The sequence below is a fragment of the Paenibacillus praedii genome (assembly GCF_049725345.1).
Taxonomy (GTDB): Bacteria; Bacillota; Bacilli; order Paenibacillales; family Paenibacillaceae; genus Pristimantibacillus.
This window is the reverse complement of sequence record NZ_JBMWAM010000013.1, coordinates 25,157-50,547: the sequence shown is the minus strand read 5'-3', so window position 1 is coordinate 50,547 and position 25,391 is coordinate 25,157. Positions and strand designations below refer to the sequence as shown.

General features: G+C 49.7%; 21 protein-coding genes. 3 read left to right on the top strand and 18 right to left on the bottom strand.

Translation table 11 applies throughout. From position 1 onward, the window contains the following. Positions 1-20: 20 nt before the first annotated feature. The 7 genes from ACO9K6_RS13540 to ACO9K6_RS13510 are packed head-to-tail and all read right to left on the bottom strand — an operon-like array spanning position 21 to position 8,044. Positions 21-1,517 (bottom strand): phytoene desaturase family protein, encoded by a 1,497-nt coding sequence (locus tag ACO9K6_RS13540; RefSeq protein WP_424768095.1) that lies wholly within the window; start codon positions 1,515-1,517, stop codon positions 21-23. Next, entirely contained in the window at positions 1,514-2,677 is a 1,164-nt protein-coding gene (locus ACO9K6_RS13535) for a glycosyltransferase family 2 protein (protein WP_424768094.1), read from the bottom strand. Before ACO9K6_RS13535 ends, ACO9K6_RS13540 begins: the two co-directional genes overlap by 4 nt. Continuing rightward, complete coding sequence (locus tag ACO9K6_RS13530; protein ID WP_424768093.1) at positions 2,653-3,402, bottom strand: lysophospholipid acyltransferase family protein; 750 nt, start codon at positions 3,400-3,402, stop codon at positions 2,653-2,655. Before ACO9K6_RS13530 ends, ACO9K6_RS13535 begins: the two co-directional genes overlap by 25 nt. Then, positions 3,350-4,123, bottom strand: coding sequence for a carotenoid biosynthesis protein (locus ACO9K6_RS13525; RefSeq protein ID WP_424768092.1), 774 nt, complete (start codon positions 4,121-4,123; stop codon positions 3,350-3,352). Before ACO9K6_RS13525 ends, ACO9K6_RS13530 begins: the two co-directional genes overlap by 53 nt. After that, entirely contained in the window at positions 4,120-5,007 is an 888-nt protein-coding gene (locus ACO9K6_RS13520; protein ID WP_424768091.1) for a phytoene/squalene synthase family protein, read from the bottom strand. The genes ACO9K6_RS13525 and ACO9K6_RS13520 overlap by 4 nt, the downstream gene beginning before the upstream one ends. Continuing rightward, positions 4,992-6,503, bottom strand: coding sequence for a phytoene desaturase family protein (locus ACO9K6_RS13515; RefSeq protein ID WP_424768090.1), 1,512 nt, complete (start codon positions 6,501-6,503; stop codon positions 4,992-4,994). The genes ACO9K6_RS13520 and ACO9K6_RS13515 overlap by 16 nt, the downstream gene beginning before the upstream one ends. Continuing rightward, positions 6,494-8,044: a phytoene desaturase family protein gene (locus tag ACO9K6_RS13510; protein ID WP_424768089.1), complete on the bottom strand. Its 1,551-nt coding sequence runs from the start codon at positions 8,042-8,044 to the stop codon at positions 6,494-6,496. Before ACO9K6_RS13510 ends, ACO9K6_RS13515 begins: the two co-directional genes overlap by 10 nt. Positions 8,045-8,270: 226 nt before the next feature. Here ACO9K6_RS13510 and nagB point away from each other — a divergent pair, with 226 nt between their 5' ends. Both nagB and nagA read left to right on the top strand, forming a co-directional pair. Then, positions 8,271-8,999, top strand: a complete 729-nt coding sequence (gene nagB / locus ACO9K6_RS13505; RefSeq protein WP_424768088.1) for a glucosamine-6-phosphate deaminase — start codon at positions 8,271-8,273, stop codon at positions 8,997-8,999. After that, positions 8,996-10,180 (top strand): N-acetylglucosamine-6-phosphate deacetylase, encoded by a 1,185-nt coding sequence (gene nagA / locus ACO9K6_RS13500; protein WP_424768087.1) that lies wholly within the window; start codon positions 8,996-8,998, stop codon positions 10,178-10,180. Before nagB ends, nagA begins: the two co-directional genes overlap by 4 nt. Positions 10,181-10,241: 61 nt before the next feature. On the opposite strand, the gene ACO9K6_RS13495 is transcribed toward nagA, so the two are convergent. The 7 genes from ACO9K6_RS13495 to citZ all read right to left on the bottom strand — a co-directional run bounded on the left by ACO9K6_RS13495 (position 10,242) and on the right by citZ (position 18,588). Next, a complete protein-coding gene (locus ACO9K6_RS13495) occupies positions 10,242-11,024 on the bottom strand; it encodes a DeoR/GlpR family DNA-binding transcription regulator (protein WP_424768086.1) in 783 nt (260 codons plus the stop codon). 2 nt (positions 11,025-11,026) lie between these two features. Further along, a complete protein-coding gene (locus ACO9K6_RS13490; RefSeq protein ID WP_424768085.1) occupies positions 11,027-11,983 on the bottom strand; it encodes a sugar kinase in 957 nt (318 codons plus the stop codon). A 44-nt stretch (positions 11,984-12,027) separates the two neighbouring features. Then, complete coding sequence (locus ACO9K6_RS13485) at positions 12,028-12,456, bottom strand: hypothetical protein (RefSeq protein WP_424768084.1); 429 nt, start codon at positions 12,454-12,456, stop codon at positions 12,028-12,030. 135 nt (positions 12,457-12,591) lie between these two features. Next, a complete protein-coding gene (gene recQ, locus ACO9K6_RS13480) occupies positions 12,592-14,754 on the bottom strand; it encodes a DNA helicase RecQ (protein WP_424768083.1) in 2,163 nt (720 codons plus the stop codon). Positions 14,755-14,858: 104 nt separating this feature from the next. Further along, the gene (gene mdh / locus ACO9K6_RS13475; protein WP_424768082.1) at positions 14,859-15,803 is read right to left on the bottom strand and encodes a malate dehydrogenase; all 945 of its coding nucleotides are present in this window, start codon (positions 15,801-15,803) and stop codon (positions 14,859-14,861) included. Between the two features lie 260 nt (positions 15,804-16,063). After that, complete coding sequence (icd, locus tag ACO9K6_RS13470; RefSeq protein ID WP_424768081.1) at positions 16,064-17,359, bottom strand: NADP-dependent isocitrate dehydrogenase; 1,296 nt, start codon at positions 17,357-17,359, stop codon at positions 16,064-16,066. A gap of 116 nt (positions 17,360-17,475) precedes the next feature. Continuing rightward, positions 17,476-18,588, bottom strand: a complete 1,113-nt coding sequence (citZ, locus tag ACO9K6_RS13465; RefSeq protein WP_424768080.1) for a citrate synthase — start codon at positions 18,586-18,588, stop codon at positions 17,476-17,478. Positions 18,589-18,896: 308 nt separating this feature from the next. Here citZ and ppx point away from each other — a divergent pair, with 308 nt between their 5' ends. Further along, positions 18,897-20,444: an exopolyphosphatase gene (ppx, locus tag ACO9K6_RS13460; protein ID WP_424768079.1), complete on the top strand. Its 1,548-nt coding sequence runs from the start codon at positions 18,897-18,899 to the stop codon at positions 20,442-20,444. On the opposite strand, the gene ppk1 is transcribed toward ppx, so the two are convergent. The 4 genes from ppk1 to pyk all read right to left on the bottom strand — a co-directional run bounded on the left by ppk1 (position 20,416) and on the right by pyk (position 25,388). Next, on the bottom strand, positions 20,416-22,482 hold the full coding sequence (ppk1, locus tag ACO9K6_RS13455) for a polyphosphate kinase 1 (RefSeq protein WP_424768078.1): 2,067 nt from the start codon (positions 22,480-22,482) through the stop codon (positions 20,416-20,418). The two genes, ppx and ppk1, sit on opposite strands and share 29 nt — an antisense overlap. Before the next feature lie 92 nt (positions 22,483-22,574). Continuing rightward, entirely contained in the window at positions 22,575-22,967 is a 393-nt protein-coding gene (locus ACO9K6_RS13450) for an FxsA family protein (RefSeq protein ID WP_424768077.1), read from the bottom strand. A 96-nt stretch (positions 22,968-23,063) separates the two neighbouring features. Continuing rightward, a complete protein-coding gene (locus ACO9K6_RS13445; protein WP_424768076.1) occupies positions 23,064-23,528 on the bottom strand; it encodes an acyl-CoA thioesterase in 465 nt (154 codons plus the stop codon). Between the two features lie 105 nt (positions 23,529-23,633). Beyond that, a complete protein-coding gene (gene pyk / locus ACO9K6_RS13440; protein WP_424768075.1) occupies positions 23,634-25,388 on the bottom strand; it encodes a pyruvate kinase in 1,755 nt (584 codons plus the stop codon). Positions 25,389-25,391: the final 3 nt, after the last annotated feature.

The window sequence follows — 25,391 nt, the reverse complement described above, 5'->3', positions numbered from 1 at the left end:
CTCTTCTTTCGCTTCACGCTTTAATCCGTCTTATACTGCTTTATAAGCTCCTCGGCCACAAGCTGACCGCATAAGGATACAATTGGCGTTCCTCCACCAGGATGAGTCGTTCCGCCCGCAAACCAAAGCCCTTCAACATCCTTGGAACGATTGCACGGACGAAAAAAAGTCTGTCTTGCTCCATTCGACGAAATGCCATAAATCGCTCCCCGATGCGCCGATGTATCCCGCTCCAGTTGCTCCGGTGTATAGGTGATTGTTACATCCGCTTGCTCTAAACCTTCTATACCGCATGCTGCAAGCCTTTTACGTACAAGCATAGCATAATTTTCGGTTTCTCGCTCCCAACTCCAGGCTTGTGAAACATACGGAGCATTGACGAGTACAAATAAGCTGCTGGCTCCTTCAGGCGCAGCTGTGCGATCAGATACTGCCGCATTGCAAATATAGACAGCAGGCTCGCTCGGAGGCTTTAGCTTGGTAAAGATGCTGTTGAACTCCTCTTCATAGTGCGAGGGGTAAAAGACGGTATGATGAAGCAGCTGCTCGAAGGTCCTCCGGAGTCCGATCAGCTGCACGAAGCCTGAAAGCGAAGGCTCGTAACGATCGATTTTGGCATTCGGAACTGAAGGGCGGTGCTCCGGCGCGATGAGGCTGCTGTGAATGGTTAGAAAATCTCCGTTAGCAAGAACGATATCGGCAGGATAGTAACCCTTTTCTGTCTCGACACCGTCAGCCTTGCCGTTTATGACCATGATTTGATTGACTCGCACATTAGTCTCGATGGTAACTCCGAGCTCCTCCGCAAGCTTAGCGAAAGCTTCTGCAATCGCATAGGTACCTCCGCGCACACTGTAAATGCCAAGCTCGCTTTCGATATGAGCAAGCATCGCAAATATTGCCGGCGAGGAGTAAGGTGAGCTTCCTACGTAGGTCGCATATCTGCCGAGCATCGCCAGCGTATTCGGATGCCGAAAATAACGGCGCAATAATTGCTGTAAGGTTTTCAGCGGCTTTACTTGAAGGAAGGCTGCCGCAAGCCTCGGATCCAGCTTGTCCTTAAGTCCGAGAAGCAGCTTGCCGAGAAACCGTTCGTCAGACAGACGGTATAAACGTGCCGCCTCTGCGCAGAAATCGCTATAAGCGGCCGCATCCTCCTTGCTGTATAACTCGATTTGTGCAGCCGTCGCAGTCATTGAATCGGTTAAATCAACAATAGAGCCATCTGCAAACACATTGCGCGTCGCCTGCTTCAAGCGTTCAATGGTCACATAGTCCTCCATGCGTCTGCCTGCCGATTCAAATACCTGTCTGAACAAATGAGGCAGCGTAATTGTACTTGGCCCGCGGTCGAAGCGATAGCCCTCAGCGGTTATTCGCTGCAGCTTACCTCCAACCGTACCTTGCTGTTCAAGCACATGTACGCGAAACCCGGCATGTGCAAGTCTGATAGCGGCAGACAAGCCGCCAAGACCCGCCCCGATGATGACAACCGTTCTCCCTTGAGCCCTTGTCATTCGTAGGACCTTCCTTTCCAGATATATCCGGCTCCTGTCTTCGCAGATAACCAGGATGCTGCTCCGATCGCAATAACCGCTCCTATGCTGAAAGGAATGAACCACGCAAGCCAAATCGACTGTCCCTGCGACCGATCGGCTACAGCCTTTACGGCAACGCCGAGCAAATACGCTGTGAGAGCGGGGATTAGCAAGGAATGCTCAAATAGAGATCCTACTAAAGCAACGAATGGCAGAACATAGAGCAGAGCGTAGAGGGTCAGCATGGTAAGCAGTACAACACCGCTTCGACCTACGCCGGCGTAAATGTTTTTTTTGTAGCCGCTCCACACTTCAGTCGCGTTCTGATACATTCGCATCGACACCAGCCTGCGAACATCAGCAAGCGTAGCTGGATGACCAATCCGCTTCACGGCCCGCATTAACGCAACATCATCTACCAGATGGCCGAAATTAGCCGCATGACCGCCAGATTCCGCATAGGTGGCATGATGAACGGCGATCCATGCCCCGTGCGCTGCTGTAAATCTAGCATCCCGCGATGCAGAAACCAGCTTGATCGGCAAATGACAAGCGATCGTGAAGCCCATCATCGGCACGACCAGCTTCTCCAGCCAGCTTCCTGTCTCCTGATGAGGAAAGCCTGTTATTAATCCGCTGCGCTGGGCGCTCGTTGCTTGAAGAACGGACTCAATTGCGCCAGGCTGTATTCGGGCATCCGCGTCAATAAACAGAAACCATTCTCCTCTCGCTGCCTGCGAGAGCTGGTGGCAAGCGTACGCTTTCCCTACCCAGCCGCTAGGCGGCTCTTGACCGCTTATGCACCGAAAACGGGAATCCAGCGCCATGAATGGCTCCATTAAGCTTGCCGTCCGGTCCTCCGAGCGATCATCAAGCACAATGATCTCTATCGATGGATCGGATGGAAGACATTGCTGAATCGCCCGCAGGCAGGCTTCAATATGCCGTTCCTCGTTGCGCGCAGGAATAAGGATGGACAGCCTTAGAGTAGAAGCGGCAGCAGCTGCCGGATCGGGAACATTATGATTGACAGTCAACGTACCAAGCTGCTCGAACAAGGGGAGCTGACGGACATTCCAAGCTGCGAACAGCAGCTGCGCCGCCAGCATGACCACTACCGCCAAAAGAATGATTTCCATCCGCTCATCCTCCTCTTGAAAGCTGTAAACGTCTCGCTCGTCGAAGCTCCTTTTTTAACAAGCGGCTTGAAATCATGAGCAAGAGCAGCGCCGCTGATCATAAGGGCCCGATGCTTATTCAGCTGCTCCTCCAACACATCAGCTAATCGATTGGTAATCTGCTGCTTATCCAGCTCATGCCATGCTGCAATAATCGGATTGCCAGCCAGCAGAGTTACTTCCGTCTTCTGATAATGGAACATCGAATGATAAGCCGTTACCGGAATGACGACCGTTTGCGGGCATTGCCTCAGCACATGTGCCGCTCCACCCCTAAGTCCCAGAGGGCGCTGCTCCAGATGCCTGATATCCCCCTGCGGAAACATCCATACCCGCTTGCCGGCATGGAGTAAAGAAACCGTATAACGAAGGGACGCAATCATGCTCTGCGGTGTGGATTTATCGATGGAATACGCGCCAAGCTTGCGAAAAAAACGAAAATACTGAAGCTGAGCCTCGTCCATCATGACATAATGATCACCTGCCGATTGTTTACGAAACGCTTGATATGCAAGCAATCCGTCCCACCAGGAGCTATGATTCATCACATAAAGAATACTTCTGTCAGCATAGGGATCAAGTTCTCCCTGCAGCCCTACAAAATGAAAATGATTACGCAGCAAGTAGCCCTCGTTATAGGCGAGAAACAGACGGTCGAACATTCTGCTTTTGTTTGCTTCGATCAATGCGCAAGCCTCCTTCAAGGGCCACAATTATAATAATCGCGAGTAGAAACGGCCCCCATAACCCCTCCTTGAAAGCAAGCAAGCCAAACATCGCATGCATGCCTTGATACAGCCTTACCGCTTCACCATAAACAGAGCCTGGCTCCGCAACGCCGCCTTCTTGCAACGGATAAAATAACGATAATAGCGCAGCTGTTACAAACCAAGCCGCGAAATTTTGCAGCGGAACGCCGTAATAGGTGCCGAATGCTCCCTCCTCGCTCCAAATCCAAAACTGCTGTGCGAAAGCAACGGGGTCTAAAACTAGATCAAAAGCGAGCGCGAACAGCCCGACTTGGATAGCGCGGGTAATTCGATTGCTTGCGCGAGAGAGAAGAACTCCGCTGCTCATGACACCGATCCAGGCAAAAGCGATCGCCAGCGGGACACCCCCGTCCCAGAACCGCAGCGTCTCGCTGTATTCATAACGTCCGAAAGGCCAGCCCGTCTCCGTGCCGACCCACTCCAAAACAAATGTGAACGCGCCCACAAGAAGCGCCCGCAAATAAAGCTGCTTATTAACACCTCCAGATGCCTTCTGCTCTAAAGCAAGCGCATACAGCGCGAAAAAAACGAGAAAAAGCCCGTTGCTGAAGCCAAGCGGCTCCGGCACTTTATAGAACAGCATGAGTGCTAAACCAATCACTAGCCAGAACCAAAACAGGAATCGGATGGCCTTCATGATACGGCGCTGCTCGCATTCGTCTGCGCCATCAGGGCACCCATTCCATGGCGAAGCGCTAACTGGTTTACTATGGTTAATTTCTTCAAATTCGATACATAAGCTCTTCGGCTGTATACGTCGTAGCCATGCGCAGCCACATCATCCAATATGGCCTCATACATGCGCGCCGCCATCTCTACGCAAAAGCTGCTGATCCGAGGATAGCTGCTCACATCGCCAAGTCCTAAGGCAAACCAATTATGAGCCAGCTCCTTAAGCTCCTTGATGACAGCTGCCCATTGCTCATTAACGGCCGACTCCTCCCACATCACCCTGGTATAGCCGTGCCGTTCCATCAGCTCCTCTGGAATGTATCTGCGGCCTCTGGCCTGATCCTCGCCGACATCACGTACGATATTTACGATTTGCATCGCTTTACCGATCCAAATGCCCGATTCCGTTACCTGCTCGTCAGGCGCATCGTGCAGGACTGGCAGCAGCATTTCTCCAACCGTTCCCGCGACAAGATAGCTGTAGGTTTCCAACTGCTCCATGGTATCATATTCCTTTAGACGATAGTCCATGCGCTGCCCCTCCATCTGACGAAGAAACGGTCCCTTCGTTAGCGGGAACAAATCGTACAGCCAGCGCAGCGCCGGCCATATAAAGTGACCCTCTGCTGAATCGAGCCGTATAAAGTGCTGCTCCAGCTCCGATAAGGTATAAGGCGACTTCTCCGGCTCATCCACTGCATCATCAATCATCCGGCAAAAGGCATAGATGACATAAACCGCTTCTTTACGCGGACTTTGCAAAAATCCGAACGCCTTATAAAAAGTGCTCGATCCTTCACGAATCATGTTTTCACACGCCTTAAGCGTTGCATTCATATTACTTTCCATCTTGCCCACTCCTCTACCAAATGATCGACCAGCATCTTAGCGCCCTGCATCACAATCGGCACGCCCCCGCCGGGATGAATGGAGGCTCCTACGCTGTACAGGCCTTGAATTTTGTAAGGGGCGAATTGTGGACGGAATGCGCCCGACTGCGCCCAGGTTGGCGCAATGCCGAAGCTGCCGCCCATAAACCAGCCTTCATTTGCGCCATCCTTCGGCGTTCTTATCTTTTTCCATATCATCGCATCGTTAAGTCCGGGGAACAATCGCTGATCCGCGTCGGCAAGAACACGGTCAACAATATGACTACTCTCTTGATCCCAGTCAAAATTAGAGTAGGGTTCAACTGGAATCGGCGTTGGGATCAGGATGTAAAGCACCGTCTCGCCGGGAGGTGCCGCTTCCTCATCGATCTCGCAAGGATTAAATAAATAATAAGCAGGCAGACCTTCGGTCTCGTCGGGAAACCTTTTTCTTGCAGCAATAGATTGCAAGCTATCCGGCAAGTCGTCAGGGAGAACAAATTGATGCGTCGTCCGTCCTTCTCCCCCCGCCTTCCATCGCTTATTAACACCGACATAAACAAGAATACAGCCGGAGGAGGGAGTAAAATCCCGCTTCTTTATAGGCTCGGCAACCCCTTGCAGCATCGGAGCTAAATGCGGAAAATCCCCATTATAAATTACCGTCTCACAGGAATGACGCGTTCCATCCTCCAGCAGTAAGCCGTTAACAGCTCCGTTCGCCGTTGCGATTTGTCTGACAGCACCCTTTGCCCCTTTATGTATCTTCACGTTTTCCCGATCAAGCGCCCGCTCCAGCACATCGACAAAGCTGGCATAACCGCCTTTTACATACCAGATTCCAAAAGCATGCTCAGCATAGGGAATAAAAGTATATAAGGAAGGCGAGCCTGTCGGCATGCCTCCAATATACAAGGTTTGCAGCGAGAATGCATCGATGACCTGTTTATTGCCAAAATAGCTCTGTGCCATTTGACGAACGTTCCTATAGACGCGAAGCTTGGCAAGCAGCTTCATATTGCGCCAAGAAAAAAAGGTTCGCCTCTGCAAAAAAGGTTTTTCCAAAAAGGCTTCCTTCCCCTCTTGAAAGACAGGCGCCATATCCTGCATATAACGGCGGAAAGCGCGGCTGTCGGATGGCGAAACAGCTGCGAGCTCCTCGGCCATCCGATCCGTATCCGTCCATTTTGTCAACACCGATCCGTCTGGATAATGGAGCCGGTACATCGGATCACACTGCAGCAGCTCATATTCATCGTCGGCAATACCCGCTTCTCTAACGATCGTACGAAGCATCTCCGGCAATAATACGATTGTCGGTCCTTGATCGATCTGGTAGTTATGTCCCTTCTCAAAAGCCAGCCTCCCGCCAAGCTGCTCCTTCCTTTCATAAATCGTGACCTGCGCGCCTGCTCTTGCAAGAAGCAGTGCGCTGATCATCCCGCCAATGCCGCCCCCGATCACTGCTACTTCCATACCGTTGCCTCCTTGCGCTCAGGCTGGCCAAGCGGTTGCCGGGTTGTGAGCTTGCGCCCATCCTGCTCCAGCAGCAGCTTGACACTAATTCGCGCGGATTCAAATATCGTGGGCAGTCCGCTGCCCGGATGCGTTCCTCCACCAACCAAATAACAGCCATCGACGTCCTCGAACCGATTATGCGGTCTGAGCATCATCATTTGATCGATGGAATGTGCCATATTAAAGGCAGCCCCCTTGTAGACATGCATCGATTGCTGCCAGTCTAGCGGCGTGACTACCGCTTCTTCTTCGATCCAGCCGCGCAAGCCTTGCAGCTCGGGCTCTCGTTCCAAACGCGCAAGCACCTGCTCTCTCATAGAAGAGAGCGCTTCGGGCATGCTCCAATCCGTTTCTCCATCCAGATTAGGAATGGGAACAAGGATGTAGAGCGCTGATTTTCCCGGCGGTGCCAAAGTTGGATCCACCATGCTCGGATTATGTACATATATGGAAGCATCTGCGCTTAGCTTTCCTTGAACCAGCTCACTTAAATTCCGGCTGTAATCATCGGCGAATAAAATGGTATGATGCGGCATATCCACCTTCTGGTTCACGCCAAGATAAAGCATATAGGTGGAAATCGACCATTTCAGCTTCTCTAGCTTCTCCGGCTTCCACTTCTTCAGCTGCTGAGGCTGAAATAGCGTCGACATCGCCGTACCGAAATCCGCATTAATAACGACATGATCCGCTTCGAGCTTTTCCCCGTTCTCCAATAAAACGCCTGTTGCTTTGCCCTGCTTCGTCAGCACCTGCTTGGCGCCGGTCGACAATCTGATATCTCCGTCATATTCGCGAATAACCTCAGCCATCGCTTCACAGACCCGGTTCACGCCTCCAATGGGATGCCATAAGCCATAGGCGTGCTCAATATACGATAGAATCGTGAAGGTGCCAGGGCAATCCCATGGCGACATGCCTAAATATTTGGCCTGAAAGGCAAAGGAGTAACGAAGCCGTTCATCCTTAAAATATCGCGACAGCCTTCCATAAACATGATCCGTCAAATGCAGCTTCGGAAGCGCGTGAAACGTATCCCTTTTGATATAGTCCGTCAGCTTAGCGAAGGGCCTTTGCAGCAGAGGCATGATACGTTCAAACTTATCGCCTTCCTCATTCAAAAAATCAAGGTAGCCCTGTGCTTCTCCCGGAAACAGCCTTTCGATTTGCGCAGCGGTTTGCTCCCGATCGGTTGAAGGCTCAAATCTTGTATTGCCGAACTGTAGCCGGTAAAGCGGATTTACTTCTACAAGCTTAATATAATCATGAAGCGAGCGGCCTGCAGTGTGGAACAGCTCCTCCAGCAAATGAGGCATCATAAGAAAGGTTGGACCGCGATCAAAGGAATAGGAACCAAGCTTTAAGGCTGACGTTCTTCCTCCTACAAAGGATTGCTTCTCTAGTAGTGTGACACGATAGCCTTGAGCACACAGGAGCATTACGGCTGCTAAGCCGCCCGGACCTGCTCCGATGACAATAACGCTTTTCTCCTTATTCAAACCTTCACCTCATCTTATACAAAACTTATACACACATTATACATTTGTGATTAAAGACTGTAAATGAATTTATATCTTTTATCCTATTATCGATGATGCAATATGTTGTCCATTATTATTATGATTTTTTCAATCATTAATTTGAAGTTTAAAATCATTTTATCTTGTGAATCTTTCGGTATTCATTTAAAATAAGAGTAAGAAAACATACAAGGAGGACACATCCATGGAAATCATCATTTTTGATACTTCGCAAGAGCTCGATTCCTATGCTGCGGGGCTATTTATTCATACGGTGAAGGAAAAACCAAATGCTGTATTGGGACTGGCAACAGGATCGACACCAATCGGAATATATGACAAAATAATAGAGTTATCTACTAGGAATAAAATAAGTTTTTCTGGCGTAACCACCTTTAATCTCGACGAATATGTTGGCCTGCTTCCTGAGAATGATCAAAGCTATGCCTATTATATGAAGAAGCATCTTTTCTCCCATATCGATATTCCAGCGGACCAAACCCATTTGCCGAACGGGATGGCCGAGGATATCGATGCGGAATGCGCCCGCTACGATGAGATGCTCGCGGCACAGCCTGTTGACCTGCAGCTTCTAGGTTTGGGCCATAACGGACACATTGGCTTTAACGAGCCTGATGACAGCTTATCCGGCGGCACGCATGCTGTTCTTCTCAAAAAAGAAACGCGAGAGGCAAACGCTCGGTTCTTCGCCTCGATGGATATGGTGCCGAGCTCAGCCATTACGATGGGCGTTGGCTCCATCCTGAAAGCTAACACAATCGTATTAGCCGTCAGGGGGGCAGATAAAGCTGAAATTATAAAAGAGGCGTTAACAGGTCCGATAACAACTAGCCTACCGGCATCACTGCTTCAAACGCATGCTCGCGTCGTCGTTCTGCTCGATCGCGAGGCAGGAAGGATGTTAAATCAATGACAATAGAGACTACGAATTGGCTTTTCCATAATGTGAATATCGTACGGGACGAGGAGACGATAGCTGGAAGTGTTGTCGTGCAGAATGGAAAAATCGAGCGAATCCTAACGGAGGGCGGCAAGCTGGAAGCTGGAATCGCAGACAAGCTTACGCCTATTGACGGACAAGGAGGCTGGCTGCTTCCTGGCTTCATAGATGTTCATGTACATGGCGGATTTAACGCTGACTTCATGGATGCAAATCGCAAGAGCTACGATACCATTACCAAGTTTCATGCCTCCCACGGCACGACAGGCATGCTCGCAACGACAATGACTGCCTCCAAAGAACATATTGAAGCAGTCTTGCAGGCAACAGCAGATTATCGGGCAGCAGAAATGCCATATGCCGCTTTGTATGGGGTACATTTGGAAGGGCCCTTCATTAGCGAAAAATGGCCTGGCGCACAAAATCCTGCGCATATTATCGCCCCTCAGCTGGAATGGCTGCAGCAGTGGCATGCAAAGTGGCCTGATCTCATCCGTCAGCTCACGCTGGCACCCGAGAAAGCAGGCGCCACCCAGCTCATATCATGGCTTGCTGAGCAAGGAATCGTAGCCGCATGCGGACATACCGATGCTGTCTATGATCAGATTATTGCTGCAGCAGATGCCGGGCTGACACAAGCGGTTCATACATACAATGCGATGCGAGCTCTGCATCACCGCGAGCCAGGCACACTCGGCGCCGTTCTTACCGAGCATCGTATTTTCTCCGAGCTGATCGCTGACGGCGTACATGTTCATCCGGCCGCCATTCGGCTGCTGCTCGCAGCAAAGCCATTAGATAAAATTATACTTATTACCGATGCCATGGCTGCAGCAGGTATGCCTGATGGCGACTATTCTCTTGGCGGCTTATCCGTAGTCATGAACAATGGCGAAGCTCGTTTAAGCGAGGGCAATGCTCTGGCAGGCAGCACGTTAACGATGATTGGCGCTGTCCGTTACATACTTGCGAATACCGACCTCTCGATTTCCGATGTCAGCCGTCTCGCAAGCGGCAATGCCGCCAGGCAACTTGGCATCAGCGACCGTACGGGCTCCATCGCCATCGGCAAGCAAGCCGATCTGGTATGGATCGATACGAAACTAAATGTACAACAGACCTGGGTGCAGGGGCGTTCTGTTTATCAAAAATAAAACGACAGTCCGGAACAAACTCATGTTCTGGACTGCCGTTTTATTTTTTTATTCATTCGAGCTATCCCGTTACGTATACAGCTATACCATGCTTCTCTACGTGAGCCGCAAGCTCTCCAGGCAGCGGGGCATCGGTAATAACGCCGCGCAGCTCGGATAAGGAAGCGATGGAAAATAGCGAGGTGCGATCCGTCTTCGTATGATCAAAGACGGCGTATGCCTCCTGCGATCGCTTAATGAGCGCCTTCCCGATTTGTGCTTCCTGCTCCGAATAAGTCGTAATGCCGCCTGCCGCGGAAATGCCATCAACACCGATGAACATTTTGCCGATATGCAATTGCGAAACCATGCCTTCGCCTAACGGACCGCATAGTTCAAAGCTGTTGTGCCGCATAATGCCGCCTGTTACGACAACTTGAATTTGGCTTCCTGCCAGTTCCATCGCAATGTTCACTGCATTTGTCACCACCGTTATTCCTTTGCGCGACTTCAACAGCTTCGCAATTAAGAAATTGGTCGTCCCGCCGGACATGCCGATGACATCTCCCTCCGTAATTAACGAAGCGGCAAGCTCGGCAATCCGTTCCTTCTCCAGAATCGACAGCCCTTCCTTCTCGGCAAAAGGAAGCTCACGCACCGTGTGCATGCCGTCATACATTGCACCGCCAATGGTGCGAATGACGGGGTATTCCGCTTCCATCTGCTCAAGATCCCGGCGAGCCGTCGCTTCGGAGCAGCCAAAGCGGTCTACCATCTCCATGATCGTAATCCGTCCTTGCTGCTTAAGCAGCTGCAGCATCGCCTCCCGGCGACGCTGGCCTTTGGATCCATTCATTTCTGCCATGATCAGCGCTCCACCCAAGCTTTGGAAGACAGTCTTTGCTCTACGACATTCCACTCCGGCAGCGCTTCCCAATCACCGCGCATTTGCACGACAAGCGAGCCATTAATGCTCGCGAGGCGAACCGCTTCGATCGGAGACATGCCCTTCATAATGCCGGCGAGGAAACCTGCGCAGAAGCCGTCTCCCGCTCCTACCGTATCAACCACCTGATCAGCTGGGTAGAAGGGCAGACTCTCTTCCTTGCCATTATCCAGTAAAACCGTTGTATCGCCTCTGCCTTTAATGATACTGACAGCCTTAAGCTCCGTAAGCTTTGCTTTTACATATTCATAATCATCTGTATCATATAAGAGCTTAAGCTCGTCCCAGCCAGGCAAGAAATAATCCGCATCTGCGGCAATCGGAAGCAGTGCTTTACGCGCTTCCTCTATTGACCAAAGCTTGAGTCGCAAATTCGGATCAAAGCTGATGCGCACACCAGCCTCCTTGGCAACAGCTACTGCACGGAGCACAGTTTTTCGGCAGTCCTCGCTAAGCGCGGCTGTGATACCGGTTACATGAAGCAGCTTAGCACCGCGTATATAGTCCTCATCCAGCTGTTCAGGCTGCATCCGGCTTGCTGCGGAATGCTTCCTATAATAATGAACAGCCAGCCTGCCGGCAATATGCTCACGGAACATCATGCCAGTCGGCGCATCCGCACGAAGCTGAACGCGAGATACATCTACACCCTCGCCGCGCAGCGTCTTCAGAATGATTTTGCCAAACGGATCGTCGCCAAGAGCGCCAAACCAGCCTACGGAGGAGCCTAGCCGTGCAAGTCCGATTGCGACATTGCTTTCCGCGCCGCCGAAGCTTTGCTCGAGCATCGCGGCGCGTTCGATGGATTTATGCTCCTGCGGCATAAATAAAGCCATGGATTCGCCAAACGTTACAATTTGCGGTGAAGATTCATGCACGTTAAAGTCCCCCTACAGCGCTATATATTTTATCTTTTTGTTCCTTAGCTTTGATACATCGGAAATTTCATGAAATAAATAATAACGATATAAATGACTAGAATAATCATACTCATGACGCGCGCTTTATTAATGTGAGCCGTTGCGCTTTTGCCTTCAGCAATGGAAGCAACAACCAGTTTAAGCGGCTTGGAGATGATGCCTCCCAATGCGGCAATGGCAAGGAACAGGACGATGACAATAATCATCCACGCAATGGAATAATCTTGCTTCGAAATCATGTACCCGCCCGTCAGCAGTTGCAAAACGAGAAAATATTGCGCAATTCGATTCGCGGACAGCAATCCTTCAGCCAGACCGCCTTGTCCGACGCCTGCCAGCTTCGAGGCTCTGCCTACCATAAATGGAAGAACGACATAGAAGCCCATCCCAACCGCGCCCAGCACATGCAAAAACAACATCGTATTAAACATTTTCTTAACTCCTCCTGTTTGAAAGGCATCTCCTGATAGCTAATGCTTCCAATTTCGTATATAACAAATAGTGTATCAGAAACGAGATATTTTTCAAATCGTTCCGAAAATATTAACACATGATGTCAGATAGCTTTATTTTCGAAATCCATACTTACTGATAACGCCATGAATCGCAAAATAAGTAACCTCCGGCGGCAGCGCATCCTTAATCGGCCTCAGCTTCTCAATGCCTAGCTCACCGATCGCAGCCACAATCTGCTGCTCGTATTCCTCCGGAATGATCCGACTCCAGTCCAGCTCATGTCCTTCGTCCGCACAGCGTATCAGGTGCCCTTCAACGGTTACCTTGCTTAGCTCACGGTCTTGCGCAATGTCCTCCGGCTCCTGACCTGCTTGAAACAGCTCAAGCGTAGTCAAATGACTAGGCTGCTCATCGTGACCAGCATTTTTAGGTGTTGAAGCTGCGGTTCTCCGTGCCGAAGTTGTGCCCGTCTCCCTCGCAGCCGGCCCTTCAACGCCAAACGACTGGATTATACGAAGCAGGTCTGCTCCATACTTATCCGCTTTCGCCGCACCTATTCCTTTTACGCTCAACAGCTGATCAACCGTTTGAGGCTGCGCATTGGCAATCTCGCGAAGAGTAGCATCGAAAAAAAGCATAAACGGAGGCACGCCTTCCAAAGCCGCCTTCTCCTTTCGCCATTGCTTGAGCGCTTCGAACATCGGGGACGCGGTCATGCTATCCGATGAGGAGGCCTGCCGCACAGTAGCTCTCACCCGCTGCATGATCATTACACGGCCCTCCAACACGGGAAGCGCATTTGCCGTCAACGAAACGACAGGATATTGTCCTTCGCTTAATCGCAAATAGCCTTCGGCAACAAGCCAATAAAGCCAATCAGCAATTTCCTTCTCGGGCAAATGACGCAGGAGCCCATAGGTCGACAACCGGTCCAGTCCAAACTCCAGCAGCCGCTTGTCTCGAGAGCCCTTCAGCACCTTGGCCGCCATCGTGACACCGAAGCGGCCCTTCATGCGGCCAACGCAGGAAAGCGCCATTTTTGCTTCGTCCGTCCGGTTGACCGGCTCGCTCTTATCGAGACAGCTGCTGCATTTGCCGCATGCCTCTACACCTGTTTCACCAAAGTAGTCTACGATAAACTGCTGCAGGCAGCGCTGTGTACGGCTGTAGTTCATCATTGTATGAAGCTTGGATAGCTGAATGGACTTCCTATCCGCATCGCCGGTGCCCTGCTCGATCAGGAAGCGCTGCACTTGCATATCAGCAGGCTCGAATAGAAGCACGCACTCGCTCTCTTCTCCGTCTCGTCCTGCTCGTCCCGCTTCTTGATAATAGGATTCAATATCGCTGGTCATTTGCCAATGTAGCACGAAACGAACGTTCGGTTTATCGATTCCCATCCCAAACGCATTCGTCGCAACCATGACACGAAGGTCGTCGAAGCGGAACCGCTCCTGCGTCTCCGCACGTTCGACATCTGACAAGCCGCCATGATATTTGCCAGCTTGAATACCGCTGCGCGTCAGCTGCTCATATACGTTCTCTACTTCCTTTCGCGTTGCCGCATAAACAATGCCTGACTGCTCTTTGCGCTCCGCTACGAATGTTTCGAGAAACTTCTTTTTATCTACTCCGGTCACAACCGAGAGCGACAGGTTAGGCCTTGCAAAGCCGGTTACGAAGACGTTCGGATTGCGCAGCGCCAGCATATCGGTTATATCATTGGCCACCTCTGTCGTAGCCGTAGCCGTAAAGCCTGCAACTAGCGGACGATTCGTCATTCTCCCGATCCACCCTGCAAGCTGTCTATAGCTTGGACGGAAGTCATGTCCCCATTGAGATACGCAATGCGCTTCGTCAATCGCGATTAGCGGTATGGTAAGCTGCTCAGACAAGGACTGAAACATAGGCGCATCCAGCCGCTCCGGCGCAACATATAGCAGCTTATACTCTCCTTGCATGGCGCTGCGCAGGACGTCCCGATACTCCGCCGCTCCAAGCGAGCTATTAAGATACGCTGCAGATACGCCTACGCGCTGAAGCGCATCCACTTGATCCTTCATGAGTGAGATAAGCGGCGAGATCACAAGTGTTGTGCCTGGCAGCAGCATCGCAGGAATTTGATAACAGATCGATTTGCCGCCGCCTGTCGGCAAAATGGCAAGCGTATCCCTTCCTTCCAATATGCCCGTTATAATATCCTCCTGCCCTTTGCGGAATGAATCATAGCCGTAAATTCGCTTTAGAGCTTGTCTAGCCTGCTCGATCAACAAATATCCTCCTCCTTATTTGGCCAAAAACGAAAAGACCCTGGCAGATTTCTGTCAGGGTCCTCCCAAACGCATTTCAATATGAAACGCTGCTATTTACAAAATCATTAGCCCGCAGTAACGATTTGAATAACGTTTCGAACGGATTGAGCGGATTTATCAAGCGCCGCTTTCTCATCAGCTGTAAGATCAAGCTCAAGCACCTTCTCAATCCCGTCGCCGCCAATGATTGTTGGTACGCCCATGAACAGATTGTCATAGCCGTATTCGCCTTCAAGCAAAGCGATAACCGGAATGATCCGTTTTTTGTCCTTCAGAATCGCTTCTGTCATTTGTACCAGCGATGCTGCAGGAGCGTAGTACGCGCTGCCGTTACCTAGCAGGTTTACGATTTCACCGCCGCCAACGCGAGCACGCTGTACGATTGCTTCGATACGGTCAGCAGGGATAAGCTTTTCGATCGGAATACCGCCAACGTTAGAGTAGCGTACAAGAGGTACCATGTCATCGCCATGTCCGCCAAGCACGAAGCCGCGCACGTCTTCTACGGATACGTTGAGCTCTTGTGCGATAAATGTGCAGTAACGAGCGGTATCCAAGACGCCGGATTGACCGATTACACGGTTTTTAGGGAATCCGAGCGTTTCGAATGCCGCGTAAGTCATTGCGTCAACCGGGTTGCTTAGGATGATCACATATGCGTTAGGGCTGGTCGCCTTCACGTTTTCACAGACGGATTTCACGATGCCTGCGTTTGTATTCACGAGATCGTCGCGGCTCATGCCCGGTTTACGAGCGATACCTGCAGTAATGATCACGACATCGGAATCCTTCGTGTCATCATAGTTAGAAGTACCGATGATGTTAGCGTCGACACCAAGAACTGGCGTTGCTTCAAGCATGTCAAGCGCTTTGCCTTTCGTCGGATTCTCAAGCGGCGCGATATCGACAAGAACCACATCGCCAAGCTCCTTCTGAGCAAGCATAAGCGCAGTTGTAGCCCCAGTAAAGCCAGCGCCTACTACAGTAATTTTTTTTCGTTTGATGGCCATTTCAAAAAAGCCTCCCAACATTGTGATATGTTATTTTATATGTTCATCTTATAGAATCTCAATACTTAATCCCATATCCTCACAAACGTTAAGCGTGCCCCGCAGGAACGTAAGCGTTCCTGCAACGGATTAGCTCCCCATGATCTCTTCCCTCATTCGTAACCCAATGCGGGTGTCCTGAGAGCGCAGCACCTCGGGGTCCTCCCTTGGAAGGGAGGATTTAGGAGGGTTCGAAAAAGCTTTTAAAGCTCTTTATACTTTTACATGTTATTAATAACTTCGTCAGCAAAGGCAGAACATTTCACTTCTGTTGCGCCTTCCATCAAACGAGCGAAATCGTAAGTTACAGTTTTATTATTGATCGATGTTTCCAAGCCTTTATAGATAAGATCAGCCGCTTCCTGCCAGCCAAGGTGCTCAAGCATCATAACGCCGGAAAGAATAACGGAGCCTGGGTTTACAACGTCTTTGTCCGCATATTTCGGAGCTGTACCATGAGTCGCTTCGAAAATCGCGTGACCCGTCAAGTAGTTGATGTTGGCGCCTGGAGCGATACCGATACCGCCAACTTGTGCCGCAAGAGCATCGGACAGGTAGTCACCGTTCAGGTTCAAGGTTGCGATGACGTCAAAATCAGTTGGACGCGTAAGAACTTGTTGAAGCGCGATGTCCGCAATTGCGTCCTTCACGATGATTTTGCCTGCAGCTTCAGCTTCAGCTTGCGCCTTGTTTGCAGCGTCAGTGCCTTCTGCTTCTTTGATGCGGTCGTATTGGCCCCAAGTGAACGTTTTGTCAGCGAATTCCTGCTCAGCCACTTCGTAGCCCCAGTTTTTGAACGCGCCTTCTGTATATTTCATGATATTGCCTTTGTGTACCAAAGTAACGGTTTTGCGGCCATGCTTAATTGCATACTCGATTGCGGCACGAGCAAGACGCTTCGAGCCTTCAGCGGATACTGGCTTAATGCCGATACCGGAAGTTTCAGGGAAACGGATTTTGTTAACGCCCATTTCGTTTTGCAGGAAGGCAATTACTTTTTTAACAGCTTCGGAGCCCTCTTGGTACTCGATACCCGCGTAAATATCCTCTGTGTTTTCACGGAAAATAACCATGTCAACCAGCTCAGGACGTTTTACAGGGGAAGGAACGCCGTCGAAGTAACGAACAGGACGAAGGCAAGTGTACAGGTCAAGCTCTTGACGAAGAGCAACGTTCAGAGAGCGGATACCGCCGCCGATAGGCGTCGTCAAAGGACCTTTAATTGCTACAATGTACTCACGGATAGCTGTAAGCGTATCTGCAGGCAGCCACTCGCCGTATTCGTTGAATGCCTTCTCGCCGGCAAATACTTCGTACCAAGCGATTTTTTTGCTGCCGCTGTATGCTTTCTCTACTGCTGCGTCCAATACACGCTTGGAAGCCTTCCAAATGTCACGGCCTGTGCCGTCGCCCTCGATGAAAGGAATAATAGGGTTGTTTGGCACCTGAAGTACGCCGTTGTCAATTGTAATTTGCTCGCCTTCTGTTGGAAGCGCGTATTTTTCGAATTTAGCCATGAATAAAATCCTCCTTGGATATGTACTTGCAAAGCAAGTATGATTTTGGTTTATTTTGTGAAGAGGAGAACGAACAGCTTGTTCGCTCCCTCCTTTCGTTGTTTCCAGAAATAAAATTAACGCTGCTCGATTGGAATGTACTTTGCGTTGACTGGTCCAACATAATCAGCACGCGGACGAATCAGACGGTTATCCTGATATTGCTCAAGAATATGCGCGCTCCATCCGGATACGCGGCTAATAGCAAAGATTGGCGTGAAGAGATCACGCGGAATCTCCAGCGTTGTATAGACAGAAGCGGAATAGAAGTCAACGTTCGGCTTGAGTCCTTTTTGACCTGTAACCATTTCTTCAATCTTAACAGACATTTCATACAGTTCCATGTTGCCTGTCAGTTTACCAAGCTCGCGGGACATCTTTTGCAAATGCTTCGCGCGCGGATCACCGTTTTTGTAGACACGGTGGCCAAAGCCCATAATTTTTTGCTTGTTCGCAAGCGCGTTGTTGATGTAGCTTTCAACGTTAGCTGAGGAACCAATATCCTCCAGCATGACCATAACCGCCTCGTTCGCTCCACCGTGCAAAGGACCCTTCAAAGCGCCGATTGCCGAGGTAACCCCCGAATAAATGTCCGATAAAGTCGCCACTGTAACGCGGGCCGCAAATGTCGAAGCATTCAATTCATGGTCAGCATGAAGAACAAGCGCTTGATCAAGTGCCTTAACGGCTACTTCAGCAGGCTCGTTGCCCGTTAGCATATACAAGAAATTGTAAGCGATAGAAACGCCTTTCTTCGGCGCTACAGGCTCTTTGCCTGCACGAATACGTGCGAAAGCAGCAATAATCGTCGGCAGCTGCGCCTGCAATTTGATTGCTTTCACTTGGTTCGCTTCAGGTGTCATATCATTTGCAGCGCTGTCATACAAGGCAAGGCTTGATACCGCTGTACGAAGTGCAGCCATCGAATTTGTACCTTGTGGATAAAGCTTGATTTGATCAAGCACGCCCGCAGGAACTGCAGCATATTCATCCAGCTGCTTCTGCAATCCGTCAAGCTCGGAACGATTAGGTAGTTTGCCATACCAGAGCAGGTAGGCAACCTCTTCAAAAGTAGCGTTTTCAGCGAGATCGTCAATATCGATTCCACGATACGTCAGTACTCCGTCAATAATCGAACTAATGGATGACGCCGCAGCGACAATTCCTTCTAGACCTTTAGTTGCTGTCATCGTTCTCTCTCCTTTAACTTGGATATAGTCAACATTTGTAGGAATCCGTAATTTGTACCATAGCTATTTAATCATAAATGATTTTGGCAATGAAGTGAACAAATACGGACATAAAAATGCTTTATCGGCACTATTATTATTTTTATCGCTTTTATATTGTACCTTTTTGTCAAATGTCCCTGCTGCATTTTTCCCTATTCACATCCATTTTAGCCATATCATAAAACTATTTTTACTATAACGATTATAATGGTAAAATGTCCAAAAGAGAACTTTCAGTGTATAACTGGTCGCATCGGAGGCACAACATGACAGGACAACGCATCGGAATAATTGACATCGGCTCCAACTCGGTCCGACTTGTCGTCTATGAACGGACGGCCGGCGGCGCTCATCGCGTCGCAGACAGCAGCAAACGCCCAGCGAGGCTAAGCGAGCGCATCGACGAGGATGGCCGATTATCCAATACGGCAATGGACGAATTAATCGACACGCTGCGCCATTTCACCTTGATTTGCACACATAATCATACCAGCCAAATACGGGCTGTCGCAACGGCAGCGATCCGAAATGCCGCTAATCGATCGGACATTTTGAAAAGGATTCATAAGGAAACGGGTCTGACGATTGAACTGCTGTCCGGTGAAGAGGAGGCATCTTACGGCTTCCTCGGCATGATAAACTCCCTGCATATTAATGATGGTTTTCTTATTGATATCGGCGGCGGCAGCACGGAGCTATCCTTATTTCGCAACAGGACGCTCGTTCGCAGCGTATCCTTTCCCTTTGGCTGCGTAAGCCTTAACAAACGATTTGGCGAAAAAGGCATGCTGAGCGAAGATGGATTAAAGGCGCTCGAAGCCCTTGTCATCGAAGCACTTAGTCATGAAAGCTGGATCAGCGAAGCGCCCGGACTCCCGCTTGTCGGTGTGGGCGGTACAGTGAGAGCGCTCGGTAAAATGCACCAAGTGGCCTATAAATATCCTTTTCCACAAACCCATAATTATCCCATCACCGGCGAGCATACGGATATGCTGTTCGACCAGCTGCTCAAGCTGCCGCTAGACAAGAGGCGTAAGCTTCCCGGCTTGTCCAAGGACCGCGCTGACGTTATCGTACCTGGTGTAGCTATTTTACGCGTGTTATACCGTGCTGTCAAAGCGGCTCACTATCGGATTTGCGGCGCCGGACTGCGAGACGGCCTTTTCCATGCGACGAGATTTCCGCATCATCCCAAGCTCGACAATGTGCTGTCCTACAGCACGAGCAATCTCATCGCGCTCCACCCGGAAGCTCCAAAGCAGCACGTCCTGCAGGTAAACCGTCTTGCTCTGGAGCTTTATGATGTTCTAAATTACATTCATCCGCTGCCGACGCAAACAAGAGTGCTGCTTAATACCGCGTCCCAGCTGTTCCGAATCGGCGCATCGATCGATTATTACGAATATGCCAGACATTCCTTCTATCTCATCATTAATTCGCATTTGAATGGACTTTCGCATCGTGAAATAATTATGACCGCTGCCATCGCATCTTTCAAAAGCAAGGGCCGGGCTCGACAGCATATCTCTGAATACAAGGAACTGCTGAATGAAAGCGACCTGGAGGTTATTTTTAAGCTTGGCACGATGCTTCAGCTGTCTATTGCGTTAGATCGAACAGAAACGCAAGCGATCGGTCAAATGAATTTGCATCTGACAGGCACTCATCTGCTGCTCAGACCTTTGCATGCGCATGGCTCGCTTGCTGTAGAACGCCGCGAGGTCGAGCAGCTCAGCTCGGAGTTCAAGAAGCATTGGGGTGTAGCGCCTATTCTGGAAGAGCCAGCTACGCCTGGCCCTTCCAGGTTGATATGAGCCTAGCCTCGAATTGACTGCGGAAGGGCTGATTGTGATCATCAGCTACAAGCTCATAGGTACCGTTCGGCTGCAGCTCACGCGCCTTAACATTATCGTTAAGATTGAGCTGCAGCATTTTTATTAATATTTGACGAAGAGACGGATCAAACACCGGACACATCAGCTCAATCCTTCGGGTCAGGTTGCGAGTCATCCAATCCGCGCTGGACAAATACACATCTTCCTCCCCATCATTGTAGAAGTACATGATTCTCGCATGCTCTAAGAAGCGGTCTACGATGCTAATGACCCGTATGTTATCGCTTTTGCCCGGAACCCCGGGTCTTAAGCAGCATACGCCTCGCACAATTAGCGTAATTTTGACGCCAGCCTGCGATGCTTCGTAGAGCTTATCAATCATCTCCTGATTGGACAAGGAATTCATCTTGGCGATAATCTTTGCCGGCTTACCCGCCATAGCATTATCCCGCTCACGATCGATTAGACGATATAGCTTTTCCTTAAGATCCGATGGCGCAACGCCGAACGCCTTCCACTCATATGGAGAGGAATAACCCGTTACCTCATTAAATAATGCCGAGGCGTCTCCGCCAATGATGGGATGCGAGGTAAACAATCCAATATCCGTATACAGCGTTGCTGTATTGTCATTGTAATTGCCGGTACCTACATGGACAAAACGCCGAAGCGTCTCTTGCTCGCGACGAACGACAAGCAAAATTTTCGCATGTGTTTTCAAACCGACTAAGCCATACACTACATGACAGCCAGCCTTCTCGAGCTGGCGGGCCCATGCAATATTCCGTTCCTCATCAAATCTCGCCTTCAGCTCCACAACAACCGTCACCTGCTTGCCTGATTCGGCAGCCTTTGCAAGCGCCTGCACGAGAGTGGACTGTCCGCTGACGCGATAAAGGGTCATTTTGATGGCCAATACATCAGGATCATAGGCAGCCTGCATTACAAAATCATTAACGGGATCAAACGATTCATAGGGGTGATACATGAGCACGTCGCGCTGCCGAATGACCTCGAACATATCATCCGACTCGTCAAACTCTCGTGGATATACCGGGTCCATTTTCTCATAACGCAAATTATCGTAACCAGGCAGCGTGCTCGCAAACTTCATCAAAAAGCTTAAATCAAGCGGACCATCAATCTCGAACAGATTGTCCTCAATCTCCAGCTCCTCCATAAGCATTTCAAGCGCATATGGATGCATGCCCTTCGCTACTTCGAGACGAACCGGAATGCCCCAACGCCGACGGCGCAGCTCCTTTTCGATCTCCTCAAGCAGATCATCGGCATCCTCTTCGTTCAGCGTAATATCCGCATCGCGTGTCAGACGGAAAGAACTAACCGCAAATGGTATGTAACCATTAAAGAGTGTATCGATAAATTGCTCTATTAAATCCTCAAGCAGCACGAATTCTGTTTTCTTGCTGTTTATTCGGCCAGGAACCGGAACGAAGCGAGGCAAAATCGAAGGCACCTGCACAATGGCAAAATACGGCTCCTCATTTTCTGGCACCCCTTCTTCCCTTAGAAGGACAGATAAATAAAGCTCCTTCGTACGAACAAGCGGGAAAGGCCTGCTCTGATCTACCCCCATTGGCGTGAGCACCGGAAAAACAATTTCGTGAAAATATTCCGAGATCGCTTTTGTCTGCGATACATTCAGCTCATCGATTGCTCGGATAAAAATACCCTCTTTGCTTAAGCAGCGAAAAACTTCTTTGTAAGCGCGGTACTGATCATTTACCATTTGCGTTGCTCGTTTTATTAATCTCTTCCATAGTCCTGGAGGCGTATATCCGGTAAAATCAGTTTTCGTTAGACCTGCTCTCATCTGCATCTGTATACCGGCAACCCGCACGCTCATAAATTCATCAAGATTGCTGGTTACGATGGCCAAAAACTTAGCTCTCTCAAGCAGCGGATTGCTTGCGTCCTGCGCTTCTTGAAGCACTCTTCGGTTAAATTCAATCCAACTTAAATCACGATTCACATAGTTGGACAGCTGCTTAGTCATTTCAACGCCTCCTGATAAACTGCTTATGACTATTTTATTATGTAGGTTTACTATTATTTCCACGTTAATCTTTTGTAAAGGGAACGTAAATATTAAAAACGGCCGATTCGAAAGTTTCCGCTGCGCATTCTTTTCTCGAGCCAGTGCAGCATGAATTGTCTATAAAAAGGACGTGTAAAGGGCAGCAGAAGCGTAATTCCTATCATATCGGAGAGAAAACCCGGCAGCAGCAGCAGCAATCCACCTGCAAGCACGCATATGCCATCCAGCATCGAGAGACCTGGCATTTGTCCAGCTTGGATTTGTCGCTGCGCCTCCCCCCATACCTTTCGCCCTTCCGCCAACGCCAAATAAGCGCCAGCCAGCCCCACTACAATCAATATCAGAAAGGTCGTCCAGCCTCCGATCCAATCCCCAACCTGCAGGATGCCCCACAGCTCAACAAAAGGCAAAACGATGAAAGCAACAAATATCCATTTGTTCATGAAAAACCCCTCCTAAAAGTTTTGCGGGTGCAAAACTTACTTCGTAAGCATTAGCTTAAGTTTTGCGGATGCAAAACTTACTTCGTAAGCATTAGCTTAGGTTGCTCGCATCAGCTCATATAATTCCGGTATTGCTTTATTAAGTCGCGCAGGCTGCCACTTGGCATTTACCCATACATGCTTTGTGCCGCCTTCGACCAAGAGCTCGCCTGGGAGAGGCTCTCCGTATACAGCATTCGCTGCATGCCATTCTGCTGACAGCACCCTTCTGACTTGGGACTCAAAGGTTACACGCAAAGGCGAGCAATCCACAATGCGTGTGCATATAAGAATCATATCATCATATCTTGCCGGGAGCACGTAACGACATTGCAAATCCACAACAGGCAGCAGCAGGCCTCTCTCCTCGATTGATTTATAATCATAACCCGCAGTCCTTATCCATTCAGTACGTCCAATCTCGAACCAAGTTACATAATTGCCGTGAAAAACAACACCCATTTGATCCGTTTCCTGATATCGTACCCGTTGCGGATGCATGAACCAGCTTCCTGATGGCATCAATCTTTCTCCCTTCGACACGATAAGATTAACAAAAAGCGACGGTGAAATCACCATCGCTTTTGCCACTGCTCTATTTGATTAGCGTTTTATGCTTAAACTTGATTACAGAACCTTCGATTGGCCGTGATAAATCACGCCAGTTTCGCCGTAGATCGTCACTTCCATAGCATCCTTCAACAGCTCTGTTGCATTTGCAACTCCCAATATAACTGGGATTCCCAGATTCAAACCTACTACAGCTGCATGACTTGTAATTCCACCTTGCTCCGTAATAACCGCTGCTGCTTTCTCGAAAGCAGGCATATATTCTTTGTCAGTCGAGATCGTAACAAGAATAGTGCCAGCAGTTGTTTTATCAATCGCTTCCTGCGGCGTGCGAGCCACAACGATTTTGCCAGTTGCTGTTTGGCTGCCGATGCCTTGTCCTTGCGCCAAAAGCTCACCGATGTGGTGGATTTTGATCAGGTTCGTTGTACCGGCGCGGCCTACAGGTACGCCTGCAGTAATAACAACCGTGTCACCAAGGCTCAGGAAACCTGTGCTCATGCCGCCTTTTACCGCATTTTCAAACATCTCGTCCGTAGTAGAAGCATCTGGACCCAATACAGCGAAAACGCCCCAAATGAGGGAAAGACGACGCAATACCTTCTCATCGGTTGTAACAGCAATAATCGGTGCTTTAGGCTTGTACTTCGATACCATGCGAGCAGTGAAGCCGCTTTGTGTAGAGGTAATAATCGCTTTAGCGCGAAGATCAAGGGCGGAGTTGGCAACCGCTTGGCTAATCGCCTCCGTAACCGATGTTTGTTGCGCATTAGCTTGCTTATTGAAAATTTCGCGATATTCCAAAGCATCCTCCGCACGCTCAGCGATACGGGACATCGTTTGCACGGATTCTACAGGATAACGTCCTGCTGCCGTTTCTCCGGAGAGCATAATTGCATCTGTGCCATCAAAAATCGCATTCGCTACGTCACTTGCTTCAGCGCGCGTAGGGCGCGGGTTGCGCTGCATCGAATCCAACATTTGTGTCGCAGTGATAACAGGCTTGCCTACTAGGTTGCCTTTTTTGATCATATTTTTTTGAACGAGCGGAACTTCCTCAGCCGGAATTTCAACACCGAGATCGCCACGCGCTACCATTAGGCCGTCAGAAACTTCAAGAATTTCATCGAGGTTGTCTACGCCCTCTTGGTTTTCGATTTTGGAGATGATTTGAATATGTCCAGCGTTATGACGCTCAAGCAGCTCGCGGATTTCCAGGACATCGCTTGCTTTGCGCACAAAGGAAGCAGCGATAAAATCTACGCCCATTTCGATACCGAACACGATATCGTTAGCATCCTTCTCCGTAATACCAGGCAATGAAATTTTCACGCCAGGAACGTTAACGCCTTTTTTGCTTTTGATTGGACCGCTATTGACGATACGGCAGACGATTTCAGTCCCTTTAACCTCTTCTACCGTAAGCCCGATCAAGCCGTCATCAATCAAAATAGTGGATCCAACCGTAACGTCGTTCGGAAGGTTGTTGTATGTAATCGGCACGCGATTACGATCACCCAAAATTTCCTCTGTTGTGAGGGTAATCGTCTCACCTTGGTTAAGCTCTATCGGCTCTTCCTTTAGCTTGCCGAGACGAATTTCAGGACCTTTCGTATCCAGCAATACAGCTACAGAAGTTCCGAGCTCTTGATTTGCCAGACGAATGTTTTTAATGCGGTTGCCGTGCTCTTCAAAGTCTCCGTGGGAGAAGTTAAGACGGGCAACGTTCATTCCTGCTTTAATTAGCTTCTTCGTGTTTTCCAACGATTCGCTGGATGGACCGATAGTACAAACGATTTTTGTTTTGCGCATGTT